Origin of the sequence: Actinacidiphila paucisporea (assembly GCF_900142575.1) — a bacterium.
GTDB lineage: Bacteria > Actinomycetota > Actinomycetes > Streptomycetales > Streptomycetaceae > Actinacidiphila > Actinacidiphila paucisporea.
The window spans coordinates 36,543-56,546 of record NZ_FRBI01000037.1; the positions used below are offsets into that span (position 1 = coordinate 36,543).

At 73.0% G+C, this 20,004-nt stretch carries 18 protein-coding genes; 12 read left to right on the forward strand and 6 right to left on the reverse strand.

Features of this window, described 5'->3' with window-relative positions; genetic code table 11:
* Window positions 1–111: 111 nt before the first annotated feature.
* A complete protein-coding gene (locus BUE44_RS32720; RefSeq protein WP_073502654.1) occupies window positions 112–456 on the forward strand; it encodes a DUF3817 domain-containing protein in 345 nt (114 codons plus the stop codon).
* Window positions 453–746 (forward strand): MTH1187 family thiamine-binding protein, encoded by a 294-nt coding sequence (locus BUE44_RS32725; protein ID WP_073502655.1) that lies wholly within the window; start codon window positions 453–455, stop codon window positions 744–746. The genes BUE44_RS32720 and BUE44_RS32725 overlap by 4 nt, the downstream gene beginning before the upstream one ends.
* Window positions 747–886: 140 nt before the next feature.
* Here BUE44_RS32725 and BUE44_RS32730 read toward each other — a convergent pair whose 3' ends face one another.
* Window positions 887–1,873 (reverse strand): ArsR/SmtB family transcription factor, encoded by a 987-nt coding sequence (locus BUE44_RS32730; protein ID WP_073502671.1) that lies wholly within the window; start codon window positions 1,871–1,873, stop codon window positions 887–889.
* Window positions 1,874–2,008: 135 nt separating this feature from the next.
* Here BUE44_RS32730 and BUE44_RS32735 point away from each other — a divergent pair, with 135 nt between their 5' ends.
* Window positions 2,009–3,265, forward strand: a complete 1,257-nt coding sequence (locus BUE44_RS32735; protein ID WP_073502656.1) for an MFS transporter — start codon at window positions 2,009–2,011, stop codon at window positions 3,263–3,265.
* Between the two features lie 107 nt (window positions 3,266–3,372).
* Here BUE44_RS32735 and BUE44_RS32740 read toward each other — a convergent pair whose 3' ends face one another.
* Window positions 3,373–4,557, reverse strand: a complete 1,185-nt coding sequence (locus tag BUE44_RS32740) for a lipid II:glycine glycyltransferase FemX (protein ID WP_073502657.1) — start codon at window positions 4,555–4,557, stop codon at window positions 3,373–3,375.
* 349 nt (window positions 4,558–4,906) lie between these two features.
* On the opposite strand from BUE44_RS32740, the gene murJ reads away from it, so the two are divergent.
* Window positions 4,907–6,544, forward strand: coding sequence for a murein biosynthesis integral membrane protein MurJ (gene murJ, locus BUE44_RS32745; RefSeq protein WP_073502658.1), 1,638 nt, complete (start codon window positions 4,907–4,909; stop codon window positions 6,542–6,544).
* A 73-nt stretch (window positions 6,545–6,617) separates the two neighbouring features.
* On the opposite strand, the gene meaB is transcribed toward murJ, so the two are convergent.
* Together meaB and BUE44_RS32755 are read right to left on the reverse strand one after the other, a co-directional pair.
* Complete coding sequence (gene meaB, locus BUE44_RS32750) at window positions 6,618–7,571, reverse strand: methylmalonyl Co-A mutase-associated GTPase MeaB (RefSeq protein ID WP_073502659.1); 954 nt, start codon at window positions 7,569–7,571, stop codon at window positions 6,618–6,620.
* A 33-nt stretch (window positions 7,572–7,604) separates the two neighbouring features.
* On the reverse strand, window positions 7,605–8,804 hold the full coding sequence (locus BUE44_RS32755; protein ID WP_073502660.1) for an acetyl-CoA C-acetyltransferase: 1,200 nt from the start codon (window positions 8,802–8,804) through the stop codon (window positions 7,605–7,607).
* Window positions 8,805–8,944: 140 nt separating this feature from the next.
* Between BUE44_RS32755 and mce the strand changes: the two genes are divergently transcribed.
* From mce to BUE44_RS32780, 5 genes are all read left to right on the forward strand, one after another.
* A complete protein-coding gene (gene mce, locus BUE44_RS32760) occupies window positions 8,945–9,427 on the forward strand; it encodes a methylmalonyl-CoA epimerase (RefSeq protein ID WP_073502661.1) in 483 nt (160 codons plus the stop codon).
* 181 nt (window positions 9,428–9,608) lie between these two features.
* Complete coding sequence (scy, locus tag BUE44_RS32765; RefSeq protein WP_073502662.1) at window positions 9,609–13,172, forward strand: polarized growth protein Scy; 3,564 nt, start codon at window positions 9,609–9,611, stop codon at window positions 13,170–13,172.
* Between the two features lie 105 nt (window positions 13,173–13,277).
* Window positions 13,278–14,213, forward strand: a complete 936-nt coding sequence (locus BUE44_RS32770; RefSeq protein ID WP_073502663.1) for a coiled-coil domain-containing protein — start codon at window positions 13,278–13,280, stop codon at window positions 14,211–14,213.
* Between the two features lie 98 nt (window positions 14,214–14,311).
* Window positions 14,312–15,385: an ABC transporter ATP-binding protein gene (locus BUE44_RS32775; RefSeq protein ID WP_073502664.1), complete on the forward strand. Its 1,074-nt coding sequence runs from the start codon at window positions 14,312–14,314 to the stop codon at window positions 15,383–15,385.
* A 1-nt stretch (window position 15,386) separates the two neighbouring features.
* Complete coding sequence (locus BUE44_RS32780; protein ID WP_073502665.1) at window positions 15,387–16,160, forward strand: ABC transporter permease; 774 nt, start codon at window positions 15,387–15,389, stop codon at window positions 16,158–16,160.
* 8 nt (window positions 16,161–16,168) lie between these two features.
* Here the strand turns inward: BUE44_RS32780 and BUE44_RS32785 are convergent, their stop codons facing one another.
* Window positions 16,169–16,486, reverse strand: a complete 318-nt coding sequence (locus BUE44_RS32785) for an ATP/GTP-binding protein (protein ID WP_073502672.1) — start codon at window positions 16,484–16,486, stop codon at window positions 16,169–16,171.
* Window positions 16,487–16,658: 172 nt separating this feature from the next.
* Here BUE44_RS32785 and BUE44_RS32790 point away from each other — a divergent pair, with 172 nt between their 5' ends.
* The gene (locus BUE44_RS32790; protein WP_073502666.1) at window positions 16,659–17,687 is read left to right on the forward strand and encodes an LLM class flavin-dependent oxidoreductase; all 1,029 of its coding nucleotides are present in this window, start codon (window positions 16,659–16,661) and stop codon (window positions 17,685–17,687) included.
* Between the two features lie 95 nt (window positions 17,688–17,782).
* On the opposite strand, the gene BUE44_RS32795 is transcribed toward BUE44_RS32790, so the two are convergent.
* On the reverse strand, window positions 17,783–18,175 hold the full coding sequence (locus tag BUE44_RS32795) for an SCO5389 family protein (RefSeq protein ID WP_073502667.1): 393 nt from the start codon (window positions 18,173–18,175) through the stop codon (window positions 17,783–17,785).
* Between the two features lie 244 nt (window positions 18,176–18,419).
* On the opposite strand from BUE44_RS32795, the gene nucS reads away from it, so the two are divergent.
* Window positions 18,420–19,082 (forward strand): endonuclease NucS, encoded by a 663-nt coding sequence (nucS, locus tag BUE44_RS32800; RefSeq protein ID WP_073502668.1) that lies wholly within the window; start codon window positions 18,420–18,422, stop codon window positions 19,080–19,082.
* Between the two features lie 348 nt (window positions 19,083–19,430).
* Window positions 19,431–20,004: glycoside hydrolase family 11 protein (locus BUE44_RS32805; RefSeq protein ID WP_200804597.1), on the forward strand; the 574-nt coding region annotated here is incomplete at its 3' end.

Below are 20,004 nucleotides of genomic sequence, written 5' to 3' on the forward strand. Positions count from 1 at the left end.
CCTACCCCGGGGCCGGGCGATCGATACGGGCCGGTGATAATGGAGAGGCCCTTGTGATCGCGTTCACAAGGACCGGACCGTTCCGACAACCCCCGACAGTGAGGTTTCCCCGTGGACCTGAAGACCGCCGGCGCTCTGCGCAGGCTGCGCCTGATCTCCGCCCCGGAGGCGGTCTCGTTCCTGCTTCTGCTGGTGTGCTCGGTACTCAAGCGCACCACGGACTTCAACGCGGTGCCGGTGATGGGCATGGTGCACGGCGTGCTGTTCGTCGGCTACGTCGTGCTGTGGGCGCTGGCCTGGCGCAGTGCCGGCTGGGGCTTCGGGAGGGCGGCGCTGCTGTTCGTGCTGTCGGTCCTGCCCACCGGCGGCTTCTTCGCCGAGCGCACCCTGGCCCGCGAGTGCGAGGAGGCGGTCGTCGCCGCCCGTACGCAGCCGCAGGAGGCGGTGGGCGCATGATCGTCGCCTTCTCGATCACCCCGCTGGGCGTCGGCGAGGACGTCGGTGAGTACGTCGCGGACGCGGTGCGGGTGGTGCGCGAGTCCGGGCTGCCGAACCGTACGGACGCGATGTTCACCTCCATCGAGGGCGACTGGGACGAGGTGATGGACGTCGTGAAGCGGGCGGTGGCCGCCGTCGAGGAGCGGGCGCCGCGCGTCTCGCTGGTCCTCAAGGCGGACCTGCGGCCCGGCGTCACGGACGGCCTGGACTCCAAGGTGGCGACGGTGGAGCGGTATCTGGCCGGGTGAGGGTGGGTTTCCGGACATCTTCCCGTAGCACGGCGGTCACGGTTCCGTCACATGCGAGGCAAGCGGGGACTACAAACGGACTACGTCGATCCAGCGGGCCCCGTGCACGGCGGACTGCCGCGAAGCGTCCGGCCACGGGCTCACAGCGGCCCGCCGGTGGCCAGCGCGATGCCCAGCGCGGTGCGCTCGTAGAGCACCTGGTGGCCGTAGCGGCGGGAGGTCAGCAGGCCCGCGTCGCGCAGCACCGCGAGGTGGGACGACACCGACGACATCGCCATGACGTGCCGGTGGGACAGGGCCGTGGTGGTGCTGGGCGCGTCGAGGCCGCTGAGGATCGCGGCCCGGTTGGCTCCCAGCAGCCGTACGAGGGTGGTCGACGCGGTCGGACCGCCGGGTGCCCACAGGCCGCCGATGCCGCGCGCGGGGTAGACCACCAGCGGCTGCCAGGGCGGGTCGAAGGCGCTGCCGGCCTCGGGCCAGAAGAAGACGCTGGGCACCAGGACCAGGCCGCGCCCGCCCGGTTCCGGCAGCGGGCCCATGGTGCCCGCGGTGGTCAGCGCACCCTCCGACCAGTGCAGTTTCGGATGCAGTCCGGTGAAGAGCCGCTGCATGCCGCCGTCGGCGAGCCGCCTTGCGTGGTAGGCGACGTCGGCCTCCAGGACCGCCCGCAGCCGCGGCCAGTGCGGCGCGAGCAGAGCGGCCCACACGTGCTCGTAGAGGCCCGCCAGCTGCCGCACCGTGCCGGCGGGGTCGCTCAGCATGGCCCGGCCCCTGCGGGTGTCCGCGGCGCCCGGCGTCTGGGCCAGGGCGGCGGCGATCTGCCGCCTCGCGAGCTCCGGCGGGGTGGCCCGCACGACGTCCAGCTCCTCGTCGAGGCCGGCGAGCGGCGCCTCGGGGATGGGTTGCAGGAAGTCGGGGCCGTAGCCGTGCTCGGGCGCCAGCAGCCACAGCGGGGTGAGGTCCAGACCGGCTGCCGCGGCTCTGACCTGGCGCAGCCAGGGCAGATGGTGGCCGTGCCGGTCGGGGCGGGACAGCGTGCGCACGGCGCCCTGCGCCTCGCGCAGCGGGGAGATCGCGAAGCGGCACCTCAGCAGGTCCTCAGCCGCAAAACGCATGCGAAGCGACATCATGACCCCCAAGATTCGGCTACGGGCGAAAGACTACACGTGGGGTCCCTGTGGCTCCAGGGTGATGGCATGACAACGGACAGCGAGCACCCTCCACGCGGTGTCCACCCCGCTTCGCCGGCCGGAGAAGAGCACGTGAAGGACTCGGAAGACGCCACCACCACCCCCGGCGGCGACAGCGGCACCCCCATCGGATACGGTGCCGTATTTTCCGTTCGCGAATTCCGCCCCATTTTCGCCGCACATGTGCTGTCCCTGCTCGGCGGGGTGCTCGCCGAGGTCGCGCTCGCCGTCCTGATCTTCGCCGAGACCGGCTCCGCCGTCCTGTCCGCCCTGGTCTTCGCGCTCACCTACCTGCCCTACGCGCTCAGCGGCCTGCTGCTGTCCGGTATCGCCGACCGCTACCCCTCCCGGCGGGTCCTGGTGACCTGCGACGTGCTGTCCGGCGGTTGCGTGGCCGCGATGGCGATCCCCGGGGCGCCGGTGGTGGTGCTCTTCGTGCTGCGGATCGCCGTCTCGCTGATCGCCCCGCTCTTCACCGGCACCCGGGCGGCGAGCCTGGCCGACATCCTGGAGGGCGAGCGCTACGTGCTCGGCCGCTCGCTGGTGCGGATCGTGGCCCAGGGCTCGCAGATCGCCGGCTTCGGCCTCGGCGGCCTGGTCCTGGTGTGGCTCTCGCCCCGCTCCGCGCTGCTGCTGACCGCGGCCACCTTCGCCGGCTCCGCCCTGCTGCTGCGGCTCGGCACCGCGGACCGCCCGGCCCGGGTCACCGGCAGCGGGCGGCTGATGCGCGAGTCGATCGCGTCCGCCGGCCGGCTGATGGCCGACCCGCGGATCAGGGCGCTGCTGCTGATGTGGTGGGTGCCGCCGATGTTCTTCATCGTCGCCGAGGGCCTGGCCGCGCCCTTCGCCAAGGCCGCCGGCATCGGCACGGTCGGCTTCGGCCTCTTCCTCGCGGCGATGCCCGCGGGCACCGCGGTCAGCGAGGTGCTGGCCGGCACGATGCTGTCGCCCGCGGCCCGCGACCGTATCGTGCTGCCGCTGGCGGGGATCTCGCTGCTGCCGCTGGTCCTCTTCGCCGTCGACCCGTCGCTGCCGCTGGCGCTCGTGCTGCTGGTGCTGACCGGCCTGTGCGCGGCCTACGCGCTGGGCATGGACCGCTGGTTCGTCGACGACGTGCCCGACCAGATGCGCGGGCAGGCCATGTCCCTGCTGGGCGCCGGCCTGATGACCCTGCAAGGGCTCGGCATCACGATCGGCGGCGCCCTCGCGGAATGGGCGCCGCCCTACGCGGTCATCGCGGGCTCGGGCGCCGGCGGCACGCTGAGCGTGCTGCTGGTGCTGCGGACGGTTCGGCGCACCCGGGGCATGCGGGCACTGCGGCTCGCCTGACGGCAGCGGGGGCGTTGCGGCTCGTCCGACGGGCGCGAGGACGCCGGCGGGTCGCCCGACGGCGGCGGGGGCGTTGCGGCTCGCCCGACGGCCGCGGGGGGCGGGGTTCAGCGCCGGGTGAGGTACGTGTGCATCGCCCGGTGCAGGGCCTTGTTCACCGCGCCCTGGAGGGGGAGTTCCCACTCCCCCACGGTCTCCACCGCCTCGCCGCCCGTGCCGAGCTTCCAGCGCAGCAGGCCGTGCGCGCGGGCCGCCGGGTCCAGGTCGTCGGGCACCCCGCGCATGTCGTAGACCGCCGCGCCCGCCGTCAGGGCGTCGCGGAGCATCCGCCACTGCAGGGCGTTGCTCGGCCGCACCTCGCGGCGGTGGTCGGCGGACGCGCCGGTCTGGTACCAGACGCGGCTGCCGTCCGGGGCGGTCAGCAGGGTGTGCGCGGCCAGCAGTTCGCCCTGGTGGCGGGCGGTGTAGAGGCGCATACGGCCGGGCTGCTCGGCGTTCAGCTCGGCATATTGCCGCCGGTAGTAGTCCAGGTCCCGGCCGAGGGCGAAGCCGTCACGGCGCTCGGTGACCCGCAGCAGCTGGTGGAAGCCGGGCAGCGTCCGCGGCCCTTCCACCCCGGTCCACACCCCGGACTTGGAAGCCTTCTTGACGTTGCGCCGCCATTCCTGGTTCAGCCCGGTCCACAGGTCGTCGAGGCCGCGCCCCGCCAGCGGCACCTCGAAGACGAGCCGGGGCTGCGCGTCGCCGCCCTGCCCGTCCTCGCCGCACCGCCGCCAGCCGGACTCGCGCAGCCGGTCGGCGACCGCGGCGCCCAGCGGCTCCACCATGTCGGGCAGGATGTCGCCCACCCTGCGCCCCGGTCCCGCCGCGTCCTTGAGCGTCCGCGCCGACCACCTGCGGTAGGCCAGCGGCGGCCCCATCCGTACGGCGAAGGCCCCGGTGGCCGCGAGGTGCCCGAGCAGCGGGTCGAGCCAGCGCTCCAGCTGCGGGTCCGCCCAGTCCGCCCCGGGGCCCTCGGGCAGATACGCGAAGAAGCGGCGTACGCCGGGAAGCCGCCGGTAGAGCACCAGAGCGGAGCCGACCATCCGCCGGTCGGCGTCGAACCACCCCAGGCTCTCGGCCCGCCACCCGGTCTTCACCCTCGCCCAGGCGGGCGTCTGCAGAAAGCTCGCGGGATGCGCACCCGGCCGCCGCAGATAGGCCGCGTGCACCTCGCCGGGTATCACCCCCAGCCGCAACTCGGTACGTTCCCCCGCCGGTGCCGGTACCTGCGGCCGCTGATGAGTGGTCATCGTCAAGGCGTCGTCCTCCGCGTACGCGGCGGTCCCGGGCGGCCCGCACACCTGTAACACGCGCCCGCCGACGGGAATGTGACAGAGAGATTCCCGACAACGCGGGGGGCTTCGGCCCCGGTCGCGCGTGCGCCAGACTTGCGCGGAGCGCGCCCCCGCCTCCCGCGCCGGGGGGGGCGACCTCCTGAGGGCGCGTGGGGGCCTCCTCTCGGGACCACCGCCCGGTGGTGCGCCGAGCGCGATCACGCGGCCGGCCGCACATCACAGGCAGCCCCGCGCCCCCTGAGGGCCTCCAGGCGGCGCAGGGCGCGCCCCCGGGGGGGTGGACGAGAACGGAAAGGAACACGCGTTGACGACAGCCGCAGCCCGCGGGAACAGGGGCAGGCGCGCCCACGCGAGGCCCTCGCTGCGGCGCAGCGGCACCCTCATGGTCGCCGGCTCGCTGGCGTCGCGGGCGACCGGGTTCCTCCGCCTCGCGGTGATCACCGCGAGCGTGGGCACCGCGGCATCGGGCGACGCCTTCGGTGTCGCCAACACCGTCCCCAACATCATCTACGCCCTGATGATCGGCGGCGCCCTCCAGTCCGTCTTCGTCCCCGAGCTGGTCCGCGCGGCCAAGGAGCACGCCGACGGCGGCCAGGCGTACACCGACCGCCTGCTCACCCTCTGCGCGGTCGCGCTGGCTCTGGTCACCGCGCTCGCGGTGCTGGCGGCGCCGCTCCTGGTGACGGCCTACGCCCCGGACTTCGGCGGCGCCCAGCGCGACCTCACGGTCACGCTGGCCCGCTACTGCCTGCCGCAGATCCTCTGCTACGGCGTCTTCACGCTGCTCGGCCAGGTGCTGGGCGCCCGCGACCGCTTCGGCGCGATGATGTGGACGCCGGTGCTCAACAACCTCGTCGTCATCGCCGTCTTCGGCCTCTACCTGGGCACCGCACGGGGCGGCATCGACGACCACGACGCGATGGTGCTGGGCCTGGGCAGCACCGCGGGCATCGCGGTGCAGGCGCTCGGCCTGCTCCCCTCCCTGCGCGCCGCGGGCTTCCGCTGGCATCCGCGGTTCGACTGGCGCGGCGCCGGGCTGACGCAGCCGCTGCGGGCCGCGGTCTGGACGCTGCTGCTGGTCCTGGTCAACCAGGCCGCCTACTGGGTCGTCACCCGGTTGTCGACCTCCGCCGGGCAGCACGCGCTGGCGGCCGGGCACCGCGCGGGCGTGGGCTATGCGGCGTACAGCAACGCCTACAGCCTGTGGGTCGTCCCGCAGGGCATCGTCACCGTCTCGCTGGTCACCGCGCTGCTGCCGCGGATGAGCCGGGCGGCGGCGGACGGCGACCACGCGGCGATCGGCGCCGACCTGACCCGCGGCCTGAACACGTCGGGCACCGCCGTCGTGCCCGCCGTCCTGGCCTTCCTGACCCTCGCCCCGCAGATCACCGGCGTCGTCTTCCAGCACGGTGCCACCACCGACGCGGACGCCGCCGCCATCGGCTGGATGCTGACCGCCTTCGCACTCGGGCTGCCCGCCTTCGCGGGCCAGTACCTGCTGGCCCGCGGCTTCTACGCGCTGGGCGACACCCGTACGCCCTTCTTCCTCAACGTGCTGATCGCCGGCGTCAACGCCTCGCTGGCGGCGGCCTCGTACGCGCTGCTGCCGGCCCGCTGGGCGGTCACCGGCATGGCGGCCGGCTACGCCGTCGCCTGCACGGCCGGGCTGCTCGCCACCTCCGCGCTGCTGCGGCGCCGGCTGGCCTGGCGGCCCCGGGTGCTGGCGCACCATCTGCGGCTGCTCGCCGCCTTCCTGCCGGGCGCCGCGCTGTCACTGGGGGCCGCGCACTACTGCGCGGGGCGGTTCGGTACGTCGTCGGCCGCCGATCTGGCGGGGCTGGTGGCCGGTTGCGCGGCCCTGGTGCTGCCGGCGGCGCTGCTGGCACGGCCGCTGGGCCTGCGCTTCGGCCGGCCTCAGGGCCGCCCCTTCTCCCGAGGCTGACAGGCACACGGCCGGCCTGCGCCGGCGCCTCCCCGGCGGCCGGCGTCCTGACAGGGAGCCCGCCGGGGACCCGCTACGCCGTCAGGCCCGCGATCAGGTCGTCCGCGGCCGTGTACGGATCGGTGGCGCCGTCGGTGACCCGGGCCGCCAGGGCCGACAGGCGCTGGTCGCCGTGGAGGGTGCCGATGCGGGCGCGGAGCGCGGTCAGGGCGATGGTCTCGATCTCGTGGGCGGCGCGGGTGCGGCGGCGGGCGGTGAGCACGTCGTGCTCCTCCATCCAGGCCCGGTGCTTGTCGAGGGCCTCGACCACCTCGTCGATGCCCTCGCCGCGGGCGGCGACGGTCTTGACGATCGGGGGGCGCCAGTCGCCGGCGCCGCGGGACTCCCCCAGGCCCAGCATGTGGTTCAGCTCGCGGGCGGTGGCGTCGGCGCCGTCGCGGTCGGCCTTGTTGACGACGTAGACGTCGCCGATCTCCAGGATGCCGGCCTTGGCGGCCTGGATGCCGTCGCCCATGCCGGGGGCGAGCAGCACGACCGAGGTGTCGGCCTGGGCGGCGATCTCGACCTCGGACTGGCCGACGCCGACCGTCTCGACCAGGATCACGTCGCAGCCGGCCGCGTCCAGCACCCGGATGGCCTGCGGGGCGGCCCAGGCGAGGCCGCCGAGGTGGCCGCGGGTGGCCATGGAGCGGATGTAGACGCCCGGGTCGGAGGCGTGCTCCGACATGCGCACCCGGTCGCCGAGCAGGGCGCCGCCGGAGAAGGGCGAGGACGGGTCGACCGCCAGCACCCCGACCCTGCGGCCCGCCTTGCGGTAGGCGCCGACCAGGGCCGAGGTGGAGGTGGACTTGCCGACGCCGGGCGATCCGGTGAGGCCGACCACGTAGGCGCCGCCGGTCAGCGGTGCGAGCGCGGCCATCACCTCGCGCAGTTGCGGGGACGCCCCCTCGACCAGTGAGATCAGCCGGGCCACGGCCCGCGGACGGCCCTCCCGGGCCTGCTCGACCAGTGAGTGGACGTCCACCATCGCCGTAATGCCCTCCGTCTTTCGATCAGTCCGTCAGCGGCCGGCCGGCACGTGCAGGATGAGCGCGTCGCCCTGCCCGCCGCCCCCGCACAGGGCCGCGGCACCCGTACCGCCGCCGCGGCGGCCCAGCTCCAGGGCCAGATGCAGAACGATACGTGCTCCCGACATGCCGATGGGGTGGCCGAGTGCGATCGCGCCGCCGTTCACGTTCACCTTTTCGGGTGTCACCCCCAGGTCCTTCATGGACTGCACGGCGACCGCGGCGAAGGCCTCGTTGATCTCGATGAGGTCGAGATCGGCCACCGTGAGGCCGTCCTTGTCCAGGGCGTGGGCGATGGCGTTCGAGGGCTGGGACTGGAGCGAGTTGTCGGGGCCGGCCACATTGCCGTGGGCGCCGATCTCGGCGATCCACGACAGGCCCAGCTCCTCGGCCTTGGCGCGGCTCATGACGACCACGGCGGCGGCGCCGTCGGAGATCTGCGAGGCGGTGCCCGCGGTGATCGTGCCGTCGGCGGCGAAGGCGGGGCGCAGCCGGCCCAGGGACTCCGCGGTGGTCTCCGGGCGGATGCCCTCGTCCTTGCTGAGGACCACCGGGTCGCCCTTGCGCTGCGGGATCTCGACCGGGGTGATCTCGGCGTCGAACAGGCCGTTCTTCTGGGCGGCGGCGGCCCGCTGGTGGGACAGGGCGCCGAAGGCGTCCTGCGGGGCGCGCTCGATGCCGAGCCGGGTGTTGTGCCTCTCGGTGGACTCGCCCATCGCGATGTTCTCGAAGGCGTCGGTGAGGCCGTCGTGGGCCATCGCGTCGAGCACCTCGACGGCGCCGTACTTGTAGCCGGCCCGGGAGCCGGGCAGCAGGTGCGGGGCGTTGGTCATGGACTCCTGGCCGCCGGCCACCACGACGTCGAACTCGCCGGCGCGGATCAGCTGGTCGGCCAGCGCGATGGCGTCGAGTCCCGACAGGCACACCTTGTTCACGGTCAGGGCGGGCACCGACATCGGGATGCCGGCCTTGACGGCGGCCTGCCGGGCCGGGATCTGGCCGGCGCCGGCCTGCAGCACCTGGCCCATGATCACGTACTGCACCTGGTCGCCGGTGATGCCGGCCCGCTCCAGTGCCGCCTTGATGGCGAAACCGCCGAGGTCTGCGCCGGAGAAGCCGCGCAGGCCGCCGAGCAGTCTGCCCATCGGGGTACGGGCACCCGCGACGATCACCGATCGAGTCTTGTTTCCCATGGAGCGGCCCCTTCGGCTGAAGAGAGGAGGTTAACGAGGGTTAGCGTCAATGTACTGGCGGGTAAGGCCGGCGTCATCCGGCGGAACGTGTGATGGCGCGCACGTTGCGTAATCACGGGACCTTGCGGTGGACTGTTTCCATGCTGACTCGTATCGACCACATCGGGATCGCCTGCTTCGACCTCGACGCGACCGTCGAGTTCTACCGTGCCACCTACGGCTTCGAGGTGTTCCACAGCGAGGTGAACGACGAGCAGGGCGTGCGCGAGGCCATGCTCAAGATCAACGGCACCTCCGACGGCGGCGCCTCCTACCTCCAGCTGCTGGAACCGACCAGGGAGGACTCCGCGGTCGGCAAGTGGCTGGCGAAGAACGGCGAGGGCGTCCACCACATCGCCTTCGGCACCGCGGACGTGGACGCGGACTCCGAGGCCATCAGGGACAAGGGCGTCAGGGTGCTCTACGACGAGCCGCGGCGCGGCTCCATGGAGTCGAGGATCACCTTCCTGCACCCCAAGGACTGTCACGGTGTGCTCACCGAACTGGTGACCGCGGCCGGTCAGCACGGCGGAGCCGCGGCCCCCACGGGATCCGGTCCCGTCCAGGACCCCCAGGACCACTGACCCAACCCCCGTTCTGCCCGGTAGAGTGACCGGGCCGACCGGGGTGGGCTCTGGGTACGCTCCCGCTCCGCGCCGTTGATCTGACACCATTCTTCTTATGGCCCCGGATTTTCCAACAGGGCCACGGAGAATCTCACCCGGTTGGCGGGTGAGTACGCCAGGAGACCGATGGGACCGCGGAGTGCGGGGCAACGACAGCTACCGGGCTGACGACCAGCTCTCTCAGCTCGAAGCCGAGATGGACCGGCTTCGTACCGAGCGGGGCAAAGCGGTCGATCACGCCGACGACCTCGGATACCAGGTCGAGGTGCTGCGCGCCAAACTGCACGAGGCGCGGCGCATGCTGGCGTCCCGCCCTGCCTACGAGAACATCGGGCACCAGGCCGACCAGCTGCTGCGCAATGCCCAGATCCAGGCCGACCAGCTGCGCGCGGACGCCGAGCGCGAGCTGCGCGAGGCCAGGGCGCAGACCCAGCGGCTCCTGCAGGAGCAGGCCGAGCACCAGTCGCGTTTCGAGGCCGAGTGGCATGCCGAGGCCATTGCCAGGCGCCGCCAGCTGGACGAGGAGCTCGCCGACCGCAGGGCCAACGTCGAGACGCACGTCAACGAGAACGTGGCGTGGGCCGAGCAGCTGCGGGCCCGCAGCGAGTCGCAGGCCCGCCGGCTGCTGGACGAGACCAGGGCGGAGTCCGAGGCGGCGCTGGCGGCCGCCCGCGCCGAGGCGACCCGGGTCGCCGAGCAGACCAGGGAGCGGCTGACCGCCGACGCCCAGACGGCCCGCACCGAGGCCGAGCAGCTGCTGCGCAGGGCGCGCGCCGACGCCGAGCGGCTGCTGACCGCCGCGTCCGCGCAGGCCCAGGAGGCGACCAGCGAGGCCGAGCAGCTGCGCACCTCGACCCGCAGCGAGTCCGAGGAGGCCAGGCTCAGGGCCACCGAGCTGTCCCGGCTGGCCGAGGAGCGGCTGCGGGAGGCCGACGAGGCGCTGCGTACGGCCACCGCGGAGGCCGAGCGGCTGCGCGAGGAGGCCACCGCGGGCGCCGCGAAGCGGCTGGCCGCCACCGAGACGGAGAACGAGCAGCGCACCCGTACCGCCAGGGCCGAGATCGCCCGGATGGTCAACGAGGCGACGCGGGAGGCCGAGGCCGCCAAGGCGGAGGCCGAGCAGACCGTCGCCGACGCCCGCGCCGAGGCCGAGCGGATCCGCAGCGAGGCGCAGGAGGCGGCCAGGGCCGCCGCCGCGGAGGACGCCGCCGCCCAGCTCGCGCAGGCCGCCCGTTCGGCCGAGGAGATCCTCACCAAGGCCTCCGAGGACGCCCGCTCCACCACCAAGAACGCCGGCGAGGAGGCCGAGCGGATCCGCAGCGAGGCCCAGGCCGAGGCGGACCGGCTGCGCGCCGAGGCGGAGGCCGCGGCGCAGGAGCTGCGCGGCGCCGCCCAGGACGACACCGAGGAATACCGCGCCAGGACGGTCGACCTGCAGGAGGAGGCCAGGCGGCTGCGCGGCGAGGCCGAGCAGCTGCGGGCCGACGCGGTCGCCGAGGGCGAGCGGATCCGCGGTGAGGCCCGCCGCGAGGCGGTGCAGCAGATCGAGGAGGCCGCGAGCAAGGCCGAGGAGCTGCTGGCCAAGGCCAAGGCCGACGGCGACGAGCAGCGGCAGAGCGCGTCCGCCGAGGCCGAGCGGATGCGTACCGAGTCCGTGGAGCGGGCCTCGGCGCTGGGCGCGAAGGCCGAGGAGGCGCTGCGCGGCGCCCGCGCGGAGGCCGACGAGCTGCGGGCCGAGGCCGAGCGGCAGGGCGCCGCGGTCACCGAGGCCGCCGAGCGGGCCGCGGCGGAGCAGCGGGCCGAGGCAGACACCGTCGTGGCGCGGATGCGCGAGGAGACCGAGGCCGATCTGGCCAGGCTGCGCGAGGAGGCCGAGGCCCGGGTCGGCGCCGCCGAGCAGGGCCTGCGCGAGGCGGCCGCGGAGGCGGACCGGATCCGCGCGGAGGCGGCGGCGGAGGCCGAGCAGCTGCGCCAGGAGACCGCCGAGCGGGTCCGTACGCTCCAGGAGCAGGCCGAGGCGGAGGCCGTACGGCTGCGGGACGAGGCGGCGGCGGACGCGGCCCAGTCCCGTGCGGAGGGCGAGAACATCGCGCTGCGCGTGCAGGCCGAGGCGGCGGCGGAGGCCGAGCAGCGCAGGACCGAGGCGCAGGAGACCGCCGACCGGGTGCGGGCCGAGGCGTCCGCCGCGGCCGAGCGGCTCGGGGCGGAGGCGGCGGAGGCGCTGGCCGCGGCCCAGGAGGAGGCGGCCAGGCGGCGCAGGGAGGCCGAGGAGCTGCTGGCCGCGGCGCGCGGCGAGGCCGAGCAGGAGCGGGCCAGGGCCCGCGGCGAGAGCGAGGAGATGCTCGCGGCCGCCCGCAAGCGCGTCGAGGACGCGGCGGCGGAGGCCGACCGGCTGGCCGGCGAGGCCGAGCGGCGGGCCGCCGAGCTGGTGGCGGCGGCCGAGGCGACCGCGCAGCAGGTACGGGACTCGGTCGCGCATCTGCACCAGGAGGCGGAGCAGGAGATCGCCGGGCTGCGTTCGGCGGCCGAGCACGCGGCGGAGCGGATGCGCTCCGAGGCGCAGGGCGAGGCGGACCGGCTGCACGCGGACGCCAACTCCGAGCGGGAGCGGGCCGGCCAGGACGCGTCGCGGATGCGCTCCGAGGCCCAGTCGGAGTCGGAGGCGGCCAGGGCGCTCGCCGACCGTACGGTGACCGAGGCGATCGAGGAGGCGGACCGGCTGCGCGCCGAGGCCCGCGAGGACGCCAACCGGATGCGTACCGACGCCGCGAACCAGGCCGACCAGCTGGTCGGCAGGGCCCGCGAGGAGGCCGACCGGCTCGGCGCGATGGCCAGGGAGGCGCTGGAGGGCGCCGAGCGGGACGCCGAGGAGTCGCGCACCGGCTCGCAGCGGATCCTGGACGAGGCCAGGGAGGCGGCCAACAAGCGCCGCAGCGAGGCCGCCGAGCAGGCCGACGAGCTGGTCGGCAAGGCGCAGGCGGAGGCCAGGCGGGTCGCCGAGGCCGCCGAGGAGCGGTCCGACGCGATGGTCGGCGCGGCCCGCGCCGAGGCCGAGCGGCTGGTCAACGAGGCCACCGCGGAGGGCAACGGGCTGGTGGAGCGGGCGCGTACGGATGCCGACACGCTGCTCGGCGAGGCCCGCAGGGACGCCACCACGACCAGGGAGCGCACCGACGAGCTGCGCCGCCGGGTGGAGTCCGAGGTGGAGGAGCTGCACGACCGCTCGCGCAAGGAGGCCGCGGAGGCGATGCGGGTGGTCGGCGAGCGGGTCGACAAGCTGGTGGCCGCCGCGACCGAGCAGTTGCGGGAGGCCGAGCAGAAGGCCGCCGAGATCAAGTCCACCGCCACGTCGGAGGCGAGCAAGGTCCGTATCGCCGCGGTGAAGAAGGTCGAGGGCCTGCTCAAGGAGGCCGAGCAGAACAAGGCCGAGGCGGAGCGGGAAGCGGAGCGGGTCAAGGGGGAGGCGCGTGCCGAGGCCGAGCGCATCGTGACCGAGGGCCGGCGCGAGCTGGACACCCTGGTCCGCAGGCGCGAGGACATCAATGCGGAGATCGGCCGGGTCCAGGACGTGCTGGAGGCACTGGAGTCGTTCGAAGCACCGGGTGGCGCGGCCAAAAGTTCGAAGAGTACGGTCTCCGCGGGAGCGGCCGCCGGTTCCGCCCGGACGGGTGGCAAGCGCAACGACGATGCTCCACTCGATTGAGCGGACATTCTCCATGCCGAATGCGCAATGGCTCGGTGACACGCCGCTGAGCCCCCTAGGATTCCCTCTATCACCTCACCGGTCTGAATCATCGACAGGAACCCCATGAGCGACACTTCCTCCCCCTTCGGCTTCGAGTTGGTGCGTCGCGGATACGACCGCGGACAGGTGGACGACCGCATCACCAAGCTCGTCGCCGACCGTGACAGTGCCCTGACGCGCATCACCGCGCTGGAGAAGCGCATCGAGGAACTGCACCTCGAAACCCAGAACGCCGCGGCTCAGGTGAACGACTCCGAGCCGTCCTACGCCGGCCTCGGTGCCCGGGTGGAGAAGATCCTCCGCCTGGCCGAGGAAGAGGCCAAGGACCTGCGTGAGGAGGCCCGTCGCGCCGCCGAGCAGCACCGCGAGCTGGCCGACTCCGCGGCCGCGCAGGTGCGCAACGACGCGGAGGCCTACGCCGCCGACCGCAAGTCCAAGGCCGAGGACGAGGGCGCCCGGATCGTCGACAAGGCGAAGGGCGACGCGACGCAGCTGCGCAGCGACGCGCAGAAGGACGCCCTGGCCAAGCGCGAGGAAGCCGACGCGCTGTTCGAGGAGACCCGCGCCAAGGCCGCCCAGGCCGCCGCGGACTTCGAGACCAACCTGGCCAAGCGCCGCGAGCAGTCCGAGCGCGACCTGGCGTCGCGTCAGGCGAAGGCGGAGAAGCGCCTGGCGGAGATCGAGCACCGTGCCGAGCAGCTGCGCCTCGAGGCGGAGAAGCTGCGTACGGACGCCGAGCGCCGGGCCCGCCAGACGGTGGAGACCGCGCAGCGCCAGTCCGAGGACATCGTCGCGGACGCGAACGCGAAGGCGGACCGGATCCGCAGCGAGTCCGAGCGCGAGCTGGCGGCGCTCACCAACCGCCGCGACAGCATCAACGCGCAGCTGACCAACGTCCGCGAGATGCTGGCCACGCTGACCGGCGCTGCCGTCGCCGCGGCGGGCTCCCCGGACGACGAGCCGATCTCGCGCGGTGTCCCGGCCCAGCAGTCCCGCTGACCCCACAGGCCGCCTGGACGCTTGCTTCCACCGGTTTTCACGGAACCCCCGTACGCTCGCGCACGGGGGTTCCGCCGTGTCTTGCTAGCCTCGCCCCCATGATTGAGTTGCAGGGGCTCACCAAGCGGTACGGGGACAGGACCGCAGTCGACCATCTCACCTTCACCGTGCGCCCCGGCGTGGTGACCGGATTCCTCGGGCCGAACGGCGCGGGCAAGTCCACCACGATGCGGATGCTGCTCGGCCTCGACGCGCCGACCAGCGGCGACGTCCGTATCGACGGCAAGCATTACGCGCAGCTCAGCGAGCCGCTCAAGCACATCGGGGCGCTGCTGGACGCCAAGTCGATCCACGGCGGCCGCACCGCGTACGACCATCTGCTGTGCATCGCGCAGTCCAACCGGATCCCCACCCGCCGGGTGGGCGAGGTGCTGGAGACCGTGGGTCTTTCCGCGGTGGCGCGCAAGCGCTCCAAGGGGTTCTCGCTCGGGATGGGCCAGCGGCTCGGCATCGCCGCGGCGCTGCTGGGCGACCCGGAGATCCTGATGTTCGACGAGCCGGTCAACGGCCTGGACCCGGAGGGCATCCACTGGATCCGCAACCTCATGAAGGGGTTGGCCGCGCAGGGCCGCACGGTCTTCGTGTCCAGCCACCTGATGAGCGAGATGGCGCTGACCGCGGAGCACCTGATCGTGATCGGCCGCGGGCGGCTGCTGGCGGACACCTCGATGGCGGACTTCATCGAGAAGAACTCCCGCTCGTTCGTGCGGCTGCGCTCCCCGCAGCCGGAGCGGCTGCGGGACGTGCTGACCGCGGCCGGGCACACCGTGGTGAGCACCGGCGACGGTGCCTTCGAGATCACCGGCAAGGACGCCGCCGAGCTGGGTGAACTGGCCGCGCAGCACCAGCTGGTGCTGCACGAACTGAGCCCGCAGCGGGCGTCGTTGGAGGAAGCTTTCATGCAGCTGACCGCCGAGTCGGTCGAATACCACGCGCACGGCGCGGTGACACCGGGCGCCTCGGTGCCGGTGCCGGCCGCGCCGGCGCAACAGGGGTGGCAGCACGGGGGTCCGCCGCCCACCGCGCCGCCACCGCAGCAGCAGCCGCCGCAGGGCGGCGGGCAGCAGTGGGGCTCGCAGTGGCGCAACCCGGGCTCCGGAAAGGGGCGTTGACATGGCTGCCCCCTCCGCGATCCTGCAGTCCGAGTGGACCAAGATCAGGTCGGTCCGCTCCACCATCTGGACGCTGGCCCTGGCCTTCATCGTGACCGTCGCCCTCGGCGCGATCATCTGCCTGGTGTTCGACAACACCTGGGACTCCCTGTCGCCGGACGACCAGGCCACCTTCGACCCGACCAACACCAGCTTCGTCGGCATGCAGCTCGGCCAGCTCGCGCTGATCGTCTTCGGCGTGCTGGTCATCGCCAGCGAGTACAGCACCGGCATGATCCGCACCTCGCTGGCCGCGGTGCCGCAGCGCGGCTCCTTCTACGCCAGCAAGGTCGCGGTGGCCGGCGCGCTGGCGCTGGTGGTCGGCATGGCGACCAGCTTCGTGGTGTTCTTCCTAGGGCAGGCGCTGCTGGGCTCGCACAAGGCGCAGATCAGCGACCCGGGCGTGCTGCGCGCGGTGGTCGGCGCCGGGCTCTACATGACGCTGCTGGTGCTGCTGTGCGTGGGTGCGGCGGCGATGCTGCGCAGCCCGATGCTCGGCCTGGGCATCCTGATGCCGTTCTTCTTCCTGGTCTCGCCGATCCTGTCGGTGATCCCGAAGGTGAAGAAGGTCGCGCAGTACTTCCCCGACCAGGCGGGCCAGAAGATCATGCAGGTCGTGCCGGGCTCCGACAGCAACGGGCCGTACGGGCCGTGGGGCGGTATCGGCATCATGGCGGTGTGGGTCGCGGTGGCGCTGCTCGGCGGCTACCTGGTGCTCAGGCAGCGCGACGCCTGAGGGCCCGCTCAGTATCTCGGCGCGTTACGGGACCGCCGCACCTTGCTGGTGCGGCGGTCCTTGGCGTTCCAGCAGGCCCGGTGCCAGTGCCGCCGGTCGTCCAGGCCGTCGTAGTCGCGCCAGGCCACCACGTGGCCGACGCCGGGCGGGATCTCCTGGTCGCAGCCGGGGCAGCGGTAGTGCTTGGTCGAGGCGGCACCGGCGATCGGCCGCACCACCCACTCCTCGCCCTGCCACTCCTCGGTACCGGCGCCGCCGACCCCGGACTCCTGGATGCTCGCCGCGGGGCGCGGGGCGCCGTGCGGGTGGTTACGTCGCGGCGACACGGGCACCTCGCGCTCTGCTGGCTTCGCGGACGGCATCCAGGGTACGCGTCGCAGGACCGAGTACCCGAACGGCCGCATCCGCCGCACCAGTGCCGAAAATCATGAGAACGCCGCGGAAAGCCGTGCCTTTGGCACGTGCCAGGCGTTAGTCACTCCAAGGAGGGAGTGGGCGATGCGCGTTGGGACGTTCGTACTCGCGGCTCAGTTCCCCGGTCAGGGCCAGGCCGAGCCACTGCACCGGGCGATATCGACCGCGGAGGCGGCGGAGGCCGCGGGGTTGGACGCGGTGTGGCTGGCCGAGCACCACTTCGTGCCGTACGGGGTGTGCCCGTCGGCGGTGACGCTGGCCGGGCTGCTGCTCGGGCGGACCCGGCGGATCGGCGTCGGCACCGCGGTCAGCGTGCTGCCGACCACGCACCCGGTGGCGCTGGGCGAGCAGGCGGCGCTGCTGCACCTGGTCTCCGGCGGCCGCTTCACCCTCGGGGTGGGCCGCGGCGGGCCCTGGGTGGACCTGCAGGTCTTCGGCGCCGGCAAGGAGGCGTACGAGCACGGTTTCCCCGAGTCGCTCGACCTGCTGCTGCGCTGGCTGCGGGAGCCCTCGGTGGGCGCGCAAGGACCGCGCTACGCCTTCCCCGAAGTGCCGGTGGTACCGCGGCCCGACGAGCTGGAGCCGGCGGGTGCGGGGCCCGCGGTGGTGGTGGCGTGCACCTCACCCGGCACCGTACGGCTGGCCGCGGAGCGCGGGCTGCCGATGCTGCTGGGCATGCACTGCGGCGACCAGGACAAGGCCGCGATGGTCGCCCTGTGGCGGCGCACCGCACTGGCCGCGGGCCACGGGGCCGACGCGGTCGCGGCGGCCGGGCACGTCTCGGCGGGGGTGGTCCAGGTGGCCGACACCCGCGCGGACGCGGTCGAGTCGCTGCGCAAGGCGATGCCCGGCTGGTTGCAGCGGGGCCTGGCCGCGCACCGTACGGTCGACGGCCGGACGCGCGCGATGCGCGACCCGTACGCGTACACCGACCTGCTCTGCGACCTGCACCCGGTCGGCCCGCCGCGGCTGTGCGCCGACCGGCTCGCGGCGACCGCGGAGGCCACCGGCATCACCCGGTTCGCGCTGCTGGTCGAGGGCTCGGGCGACCTGGCGGCGACCCTGCACAACGTCGCACGTCTCGGCGGTGACGTACTCCCGGAACTGGCCTGATCACATGTGCATGGCCCGTCGCGGGAGCACGCCCCGTTGTGCCGGCCGCTGTTGCTCGACTACGGCTCCCGCGCGTGCGGCACGGGGCCGGCCGGTCAGCAGTCCCGGAATTCCGGGGACTGGTTCAGCACCTGCGACCTGATCGAGGTGAACCTGTCGTAGCTCTCGCCGACCACCGGGTCCAGCGGGAAGACCGCCACCCGGTGGCAGTTCTGGAACGCCAGCCGCACCCCGAAGTGCCGCTGCAGTGCCCCCCGTATCGCGTCGCTCGCCAGCGCGCGGAGTAGCTGGCCGCGCTCCTTCTCACTCGGCGGCGGCACCTGGTTGTCCGCGAAGTTCCCTCCATCGACCTTGAGTTGTGCCACCAATGAGCTGATCATCTCCCACGCGTAAGGGAGGGACGTCCTGACGCAGTCGACGAATTCCTGCTCGTCGACCTCGCCTCGCTCGGCCTGTTCGAGGAGGGCCGGAGAGACGTCGAGCGACATGGGTACTCCTCTCGGTGGCCCCGTGGGCGCACGGGGCCGTACGGACGGGATCCGGCGGCCGCGGCGTCTCCCGCACGTCGGTCACCGGCTTTCACCGTAGGGTCGGAATGCCGCCCGCACCAGGAGGGAGCACGTACAACCGGCCATTTTTCGACGTCGGCCCGTAGCCGCCCGACCTCGCACCGTCCCCGGGCCCCGGGGGCGAATCGCGAAGGGCCGCGCCGGTCGAGTAGCGTGGCTCCCCATGCGCCTCGTGATCGCCCGCTGCTCCGTCGACTACGCGGGCCGGCTGTCCGCCCACCTCCCGTCCGCCACCCGGCTGCTGCTGATCAAGGCCGACGGCAGCCTGTCGGTGCACGCCGACGACCGGGCCTACAAGCCGCTCAACTGGATGTCCCCGCCGTGCACCCTCAAGGAGGGCGAGGACGGTGTCTGGACGGTCGTCAACAAGGCCGGCGAGCAGCTGATCATCACCCTGGAGGAGGTTCTGCACGACTCCTCCCACGAACTCGGCGTCGACCCGGGCCTGATCAAGGACGGCGTCGAGGCGCACCTCCAGGAACTCCTCGCGGACCGCATGGAGGTGCTCGGCGAGGGCTGGACCCTGATCCGCCGCGAATACCCCACCGCGATCGGCCCGGTCGACATCCTCTGCCGTGACGCCGCCGGCACCACGGTCGCCGTCGAGCTGAAGCGCCGCGGCGACATCGACGGCGTGGAGCAGCTCACCCGCTATCTCGAACTCCTCAACCGCGACCCCCATCTCGCCCCGGTCAAGGGCGTCTTCGCGGCCCAGGAGATCAAGCCCCAGGCGCGCGTCCTCGCCACCGACCGCGGCATCGGCTGCGTCGTGCTCGACTACGACGCGATGCGCGGCATCGAGGACGACAAGCTCCGGCTGTTCTGACGCCAACTCCCCCTCCCCGGGCCCCTTTCGAGTCCTGCGCGCTGACCCGTGGCCACCCGCGGTCAGCCACTCTGGCCTGTCCTCGCGATCTCTGCAAGATCCGGGGAGATATTCGAAACTTTCGCTCTCCCGGGCTCGGGTTCTGGATCACAGATGACCCTCTCCGCGGCACTCCATGCCACCTCCCGACCGGTTAGCGCGGTTGACCAGGCACTCTGCTTCCTCGCATGCATCGCGTTCGTACGACGCTTTCGTAATTCTCGCCGAAAGTGTTGACAGCCCGTCGGGCCAGTTCAACACTGTCGCCGTCGACAGCGTCCAACGCCTTCACTAGGAGGAAGCACGCACATGACCAATCCCCCCGCCCAGCCGAAGAGCCGCAGCGGCGGACGCTTCCCGGTGCTCAGCCGCTTCCGGCTGCTCATCAGCAGCGTCTGCACCCTCGCGCTGGTAGGCGTGGCAGCCCTGGTCCTCCCGGGCACTGCCAGCGCCGACACGGTCATCTCCTCGAACCAGACCGGCACCAACAACGGGTACTTCTACTCGTTCTGGAGCCAGAACAGCGGCCAGGCCTCCATGACCCTGGGCTCCGGCGGCCAGTACAGCACCACGTGGAACAACGTGACCAACTTCGTTGCCGGCAAGGGCTGGAACCCGGGCACGACCGCCCCCGTGACCTACTCGGGCTCGTGGAACTGCAACGGCAACTGCTACCTGTCGCTGTACGGCTGGACCACGAACCCGCTCATCGAGTACTACATCGTCGACAACTACGGCAACTACAACCCGAGTTCCGGCACCTCCAGGCTGGGCTCCGTCAACAGCGACGGCAGCACGTACGACCTGTACCGGACGCAGCGCGTCAACCAGCCCTCCATCCAGGGCACCGCGACGTTCTACCAGTACTGGGCGGTCCGCCAGG

Bases quoted from the DNA above. Each gene is read 5' to 3' on its own strand.
- BUE44_RS32795 (WP_073502667.1), bottom strand. From the start codon at position 18,175: ATGTCGCTCGACGTCTCTCCGGCCCTCCTCGAACAGGCCGAGCGAGGC.
- meaB (WP_073502659.1), bottom strand. From the start codon at position 7,571: ATGGTGGACGTCCACTCACTGGTCGAGCAGGCCCGGGAGGGCCGTCCG.
- nucS (WP_073502668.1), top strand. From the start codon at position 18,420: ATGCGCCTCGTGATCGCCCGCTGCTCCGTCGACTACGCGGGCCGGCTG.
- BUE44_RS32730 (WP_073502671.1), bottom strand. From the start codon at position 1,873: ATGTCGCTTCGCATGCGTTTTGCGGCTGAGGACCTGCTGAGGTGCCGC.
- BUE44_RS32780 (WP_073502665.1), top strand. From the start codon at position 15,387: ATGGCTGCCCCCTCCGCGATCCTGCAGTCCGAGTGGACCAAGATCAGG.
- BUE44_RS32770 (WP_073502663.1), top strand. From the start codon at position 13,278: ATGAGCGACACTTCCTCCCCCTTCGGCTTCGAGTTGGTGCGTCGCGGA.
- BUE44_RS32790 (WP_073502666.1), top strand. From the start codon at position 16,659: ATGCGCGTTGGGACGTTCGTACTCGCGGCTCAGTTCCCCGGTCAGGGC.
- BUE44_RS32740 (WP_073502657.1), bottom strand. From the start codon at position 4,557: ATGACCACTCATCAGCGGCCGCAGGTACCGGCACCGGCGGGGGAACGT.
- mce (WP_073502661.1), top strand. From the start codon at position 8,945: ATGCTGACTCGTATCGACCACATCGGGATCGCCTGCTTCGACCTCGAC.
- BUE44_RS32755 (WP_073502660.1), bottom strand. From the start codon at position 8,804: ATGGGAAACAAGACTCGATCGGTGATCGTCGCGGGTGCCCGTACCCCG.
- BUE44_RS32725 (WP_073502655.1), top strand. From the start codon at position 453: ATGATCGTCGCCTTCTCGATCACCCCGCTGGGCGTCGGCGAGGACGTC.
- BUE44_RS32775 (WP_073502664.1), top strand. From the start codon at position 14,312: ATGATTGAGTTGCAGGGGCTCACCAAGCGGTACGGGGACAGGACCGCA.